This is a genomic window from Delftia sp. ZNC0008 (genome assembly GCF_000799035.1).
Classification (GTDB): domain Bacteria; phylum Pseudomonadota; class Gammaproteobacteria; order Burkholderiales; family Burkholderiaceae_C; genus Comamonas; species Comamonas tsuruhatensis.
This window is the reverse complement of the sequence record NZ_JTKZ01000866.1, coordinates 1-4,498: the sequence shown is the minus strand read 5'-3', so window position 1 is coordinate 4,498 and position 4,498 is coordinate 1. Positions and strand designations below refer to the sequence as shown.

Here is a 4,498-nt window from a genome sequence, read left to right as displayed (position 1 = left end):
TGATCAGTGCGCCCGTGGCGGGGTCGGTCACGGCCAGGCGCGGGGCGGGAGCGGCGGGCGTGGCCGTCGCGGTCGTCCATTGGCCGGCGATGAAGTTGGCGCTGCGCAGCAGCTCGGGGCGGGTCAGGGTCAGTGGCATGGAGTCGGTGGATGCAGGTGTTGTAAGGGGCGGCTCAGCTCACGATGCCCAGGTGCCAGGGCACGAACTCATGGTCGCCCAGGCCCAGGGCCTCGCTCTTGGTGGGCTCGCCGCTGGCGTGGCGCAGGATCTGCGCGAAGATGCGCTGCCCCATCTCGGGCACGCCGCATTCGCCGTCCACGATCAGGCCGCAGTTGATGTCCATGTCTTCCTCCAGGCGCCGGTACATGGGCGTGTTGCTGGCCAGCTTGATGGTGGGCGCGGGCTTGCTGCCGAACATGGAGCCGCGCCCCGTGGTGAAGCAGATCAGGTGCGCGCCGCTGGCAATCTGGCCCGTGGAGGCCACGGGGTCGTAGCCCGGCGAGTCCATGAACACAAAGCCCGGCTCGGTGATGGGCTCGGCATATTCGTAGACGGCGCGCAGCGGCGTGGTGCCGCCCTTCATGGCCGAGCCCAGCGATTTCTCGAAGATGTTGGCCAGGCCGCCGGCCTGGTTGCCGTGGCCGACCACGCCGTTGAACTGCGCGTTCTGGCCGGCCGCGTAGCGCTCCCACCAGGCCAGGCGGTCCAGCAGCTTCTGCCCCACGGCAGGCGTGATGGCGCGGCGCGTGAGCATGAATTCCACGCCATGGATCTCGGGCGTTTCCGACAGGATGGCCGTGCCGCCGTGGCGCACCAGGATGTCCATGGCCGCGCCCAGGGCCGGGTTGGCCGTGATGCCCGAAAACCCGTCCGAGCCGCCGCACTCCAGCCCGATCTTCAGGTGGCTGGCGCTGACCGTGCTGCGCCGCGCGGCGTCGGCCTCGGGCAGCATCTCTTCGATGGCGCGGATGCCTGCCTCTATGGTCACGCGCGTACCGCCGACCTCCTGCATCACCAGGGTGCGCATGAGCCGGCCTTCGCTCAGGCCCTGCGACTGCACCAGGGCATCGACCTGGTTGCGCTCGCAGCCCAGGCCCACGATGAGCACGCCGGCCAGGTTGGGGTGGCGCGCATAGCCGGCCAGCGTGCGGCGCAGCACGTCGAAATGCTCGCTGGGCGAGGACATGCCGCAGCCGCTGGTCTGGGCGAAGGCCACCACGCCGTCCACGTTGGGGAAGGCCGCCATGCGCTCGGCCGTGAAATGCGCGGCAATGCGCTTGATCACCGTGGCCGAGCAGTTCACCGACGACAGGATGCCGATGAAGTTGCGCGTGCCCACGCCGCCGCCGGCGCGCACAAAGCCCTGGAAGCTGGCGCGCTGCGCCTCCGGCACATAGTCCACGGGCCGCACATCGGCGCCGAAGGCCGGGTCGCGGTAGTAGTCCACGATGCGCAGGTTGTGGCTGTGCACATAGTCGCCGGCCTCCAGCTCGCGCATGGCCACGCCGATCACGGTGTCGTACTTCTTCACCTGCTCGCCCTCTGCGATGCGGCGCGCGGCGATCTTGTGGCCCGCAGGCACCTGGGCGCGGGCGCGCACGCCCAGTTCGGGAATCTCCTGGCCCAGCGACAGAGCGGTCCTGGCGACCAGCACGTTGTCGTTGGGATGCAGGTGCAGCAGGGGGCTATCGGTGCGGGACATGCGGGACTTTCATGGACGGATATTTGCGGGAGGGGCCAAGCCCCAGGTCAAAAGAGAGCGTTCTTTCATCAGGTAGACGCATGTGAAAGCGGCATGCCCCAAGCCAGGGGCACCGAGCAAGGGCCGCCCCGCAGTGAGGGTGCCGTCCCCTGGGGGAAGGCGCGAAGCGCCTCAGGGGGGGTCAACTCCTCATCAATTCGCGCAGCTTGAGCTTGTCGATCAAAGCGGTCTCTTTTTGATAGACCGTGTTGACGTATTTCTCGTAGTCCGGGCCATCCAGGTACAGCAGCGGCGCATCCAGCTTCTCGGCCACGGACTTGAACTCGGGGCTGGCCACGGCGGCGCGGAAGGCCTCGCGCAGCCTGGCCGCCACGGCCGGGTCCAGGCCACGCGGCGCGCCGATGCCGTTGGGCGCATCGACCACCACGTCGTAGCCGCATTCGCGCAGCGTGGGCACGTCCTTGAAGCGCGCCGTGCGCTGCTCGCCCCAGGTGGCCAGCAGGCGCAGCTTGCCGGCTTCCACATGGGGGGCCCAGGAGCTGGAGTCGGCCAGCGCATCCACATGGCCGCCCAGCACACCCTGCAGTGCCTCGGCGCCGCCCTTGTAGGGCACATGGTTGAGCTGTATGCCGGCCACGCCCGCAAACTCCTCCATGCCCACATGCGTGGCACCGCCCACGCCTGCATGGGCATAGGTCACCTGGCCGGGCCTCGCCTTGGCGGCGGCCACGAAGTCCTTGAGCGTCTTGAACGGCGAATGGGCGGGCACGGCAATGCCGAAGGTCTGGCCCGAGGTGCGCGCGATGTAGGTGTAGTCCTTGCGCGGATCGGCCTGCAGGCTGCCCAGCTGCGAAAAGCGCGTGACCGAGATGGGAATCTGGCCGATGGTGTAGCCGTCCGCCTTGGCCGAGGCCAGCGCCTTGGCGCCGATCATTCCCGAGGCGCCCGCGCGGTTCTCCACCGCGATCGGCTGGCCCAGCAGCTTGCCGGCCACGGTGCACAGCGCGCGCATGGACTGGTCGGCCGTGCCGCCCGCAGGCCAGGGGCAGATGAAGGTGATGGGGCGTTCGGGCCAGTTCTGGGCGAAGAGGGGGCCGGTGGCTGCCAGTGCGCTGGCGCCGAGGGTGGCGAGCACGAATTCGCGCCGGCTTGCATGGCGTGTGCGTGGGGTGTTCATCGCTTGTCTCCTGTATTGGCTTTTCGCAGCCCTGTGATCCGGGCCTTGGGCTGACTGGCGCGATTGTTCAGCGCCTGATCATGACAATCCAATGAAAAGATAGACTGGCTTCATAACCTCAAAGCTATGAAGACCCCATGAGCAAGATTGACCGCGTGCTGCGCTCCAACCTCAAGCTGCGCCATCTGCAGCTGCTGGTGGCGCTGGACCAGTTCCGCCATCTGGGCCGCGCCGCCGAGTTCCTGGCCGTGACCCAGCCCGCCGTCTCCAAGACCCTGGCCGAGATAGAGCGCATGCTGGACATGACGCTGTTCGAGCGCTCCACGCGAGGCACCGAGCCCACGGCGGCCGGCGTCAGCATGGTGCGCTTTGCGCGCTCGGTGCTGGCGGGCTTCGAACGCACGCGCGATGAAATGGCGGCCGAGGCCAGCGGCACGCGCGGGCGCACCAGCGTGGGCGCCATGGTCGTGGCCACGCCCGTGCTGCTGGCCCGGGCCGTCGAGCAGTTGAAGGCGCGATCGGCCCAGACCACGGTGCTGGTCGAGGAGGGCGATCTCACGCGGCTGCTGCCCAAGCTGCGCATGGGCGAGCTGGACCTGTTCGTGGGCCGGCTCGAACCCGGCTATGCCTCGCCCGACCTGGAGACCGAAGCCCTGTACGACGAGCCCATGGTCGCCGTCGTGCGCCCCGGCCATGCGTTGCTGGCGCAGCCTGCGAGCTGGCAGGCGCTGGCCGACATGCCCTGCGTCATGCCCCCGCCCTGGGCATCGCTGCGCGTGAAGCTGGAGCAGCAGTTCTTCGCCCACGGCCTGCATCCTCCGGCCGATCTGGTGGAGTCCGCCTCATTCCTGTCGCAGATCAGCTTCCTGCACCAGCGCGGCGCTGTGGCCTTCATGGCGCGCGGCGTGGCCGAGCATTTCGCGCAGCAGGGGCTGGTCGCCGTGCTGGACCTGCCCGTGCCCATCGACCTGCCCCCCGTGGGCCTGATCACCCTGCGCGGCCAGCCGATGACGGCGACGACGCGCTTGCTGGTGGAGTGTTTGCGGGCGGTGGGGAACAGCCTGGCGTCGCGCTGAAATCGTCTTGGGAAGTGGAAGTGGAGGCGGAAGCGGAAGTGAGCCTGGGGCCGGCCGGATGCCGCGTCAGCTCTGCGCCACCGGCATGCCCACCACCAGCCCGTCGAGCTGCGGCGAGACCGTGATCTGGCAGGCCAGCCGCGAGTCGCCGCGCACGTCGAGGGCGAAGTCCAGCATCTCCCTTTCGCCGCCCTGGGCCGGGCCCACGCGGTCCAGCCACTCCGGTTGTATGTAGACATGGCAGGTGGCGCAGGCACAGGCGCCGCCGCATTCGGCATCGATGCCCGGCACGCCGTTGGAGACAGCGGCGCGCATGAGGCTCTGGCCGTCCGTGGCCTGCACCACGTGCTCGCGGCCGCAGTGTTCTATGAAGGTGATGGTGGTCATGGCGTGGGTGGGGCTTTGGGGGGGCGGGGCGGGAAACCGGGGTCGGCGCAATGCGTGGCGGCGATGGCCTTGCGCGCTGCCATGAATTCGCCCGGTGAGTTCACGCATTCGGCGGCGCACAGCTGGCCACCGCGCAGGTGCAGGACGGCGAACCT

At 69.0% G+C, this 4,498-nt stretch carries 5 protein-coding genes; 1 reads left to right on the top strand and 4 read right to left on the bottom strand.

Annotated elements, in window-relative coordinates:
- Nucleotides 1-173: 173 nt before the first annotated feature.
- Entirely contained in the window at nucleotides 174-1,703 is a 1,530-nt protein-coding gene (locus L995_RS27920; RefSeq protein ID WP_047474619.1) for a UxaA family hydrolase, read from the bottom strand.
- A 181-nt stretch (nucleotides 1,704-1,884) separates the two neighbouring features.
- Entirely contained in the window at nucleotides 1,885-2,880 is a 996-nt protein-coding gene (locus L995_RS27915) for a Bug family tripartite tricarboxylate transporter substrate binding protein (protein WP_047474617.1), read from the bottom strand.
- Between the two features lie 137 nt (nucleotides 2,881-3,017).
- Between L995_RS27915 and L995_RS27910 the strand changes: the two genes are divergently transcribed.
- Nucleotides 3,018-3,956 (top strand): LysR substrate-binding domain-containing protein, encoded by a 939-nt coding sequence (locus tag L995_RS27910; protein ID WP_047474613.1) that lies wholly within the window; start codon nucleotides 3,018-3,020, stop codon nucleotides 3,954-3,956.
- Nucleotides 3,957-4,022: 66 nt separating this feature from the next.
- Here the strand turns inward: L995_RS27910 and L995_RS27905 are convergent, their stop codons facing one another.
- Complete coding sequence (locus L995_RS27905) at nucleotides 4,023-4,343, bottom strand: 2Fe-2S iron-sulfur cluster-binding protein (protein WP_013803493.1); 321 nt, start codon at nucleotides 4,341-4,343, stop codon at nucleotides 4,023-4,025.
- Entirely contained in the window at nucleotides 4,340-4,486 is a 147-nt protein-coding gene (locus tag L995_RS32535; protein ID WP_269431539.1) for an oxidoreductase C-terminal domain-containing protein, read from the bottom strand. Before L995_RS32535 ends, L995_RS27905 begins: the two co-directional genes overlap by 4 nt.
- Nucleotides 4,487-4,498 lie beyond the last annotated feature (12 nt).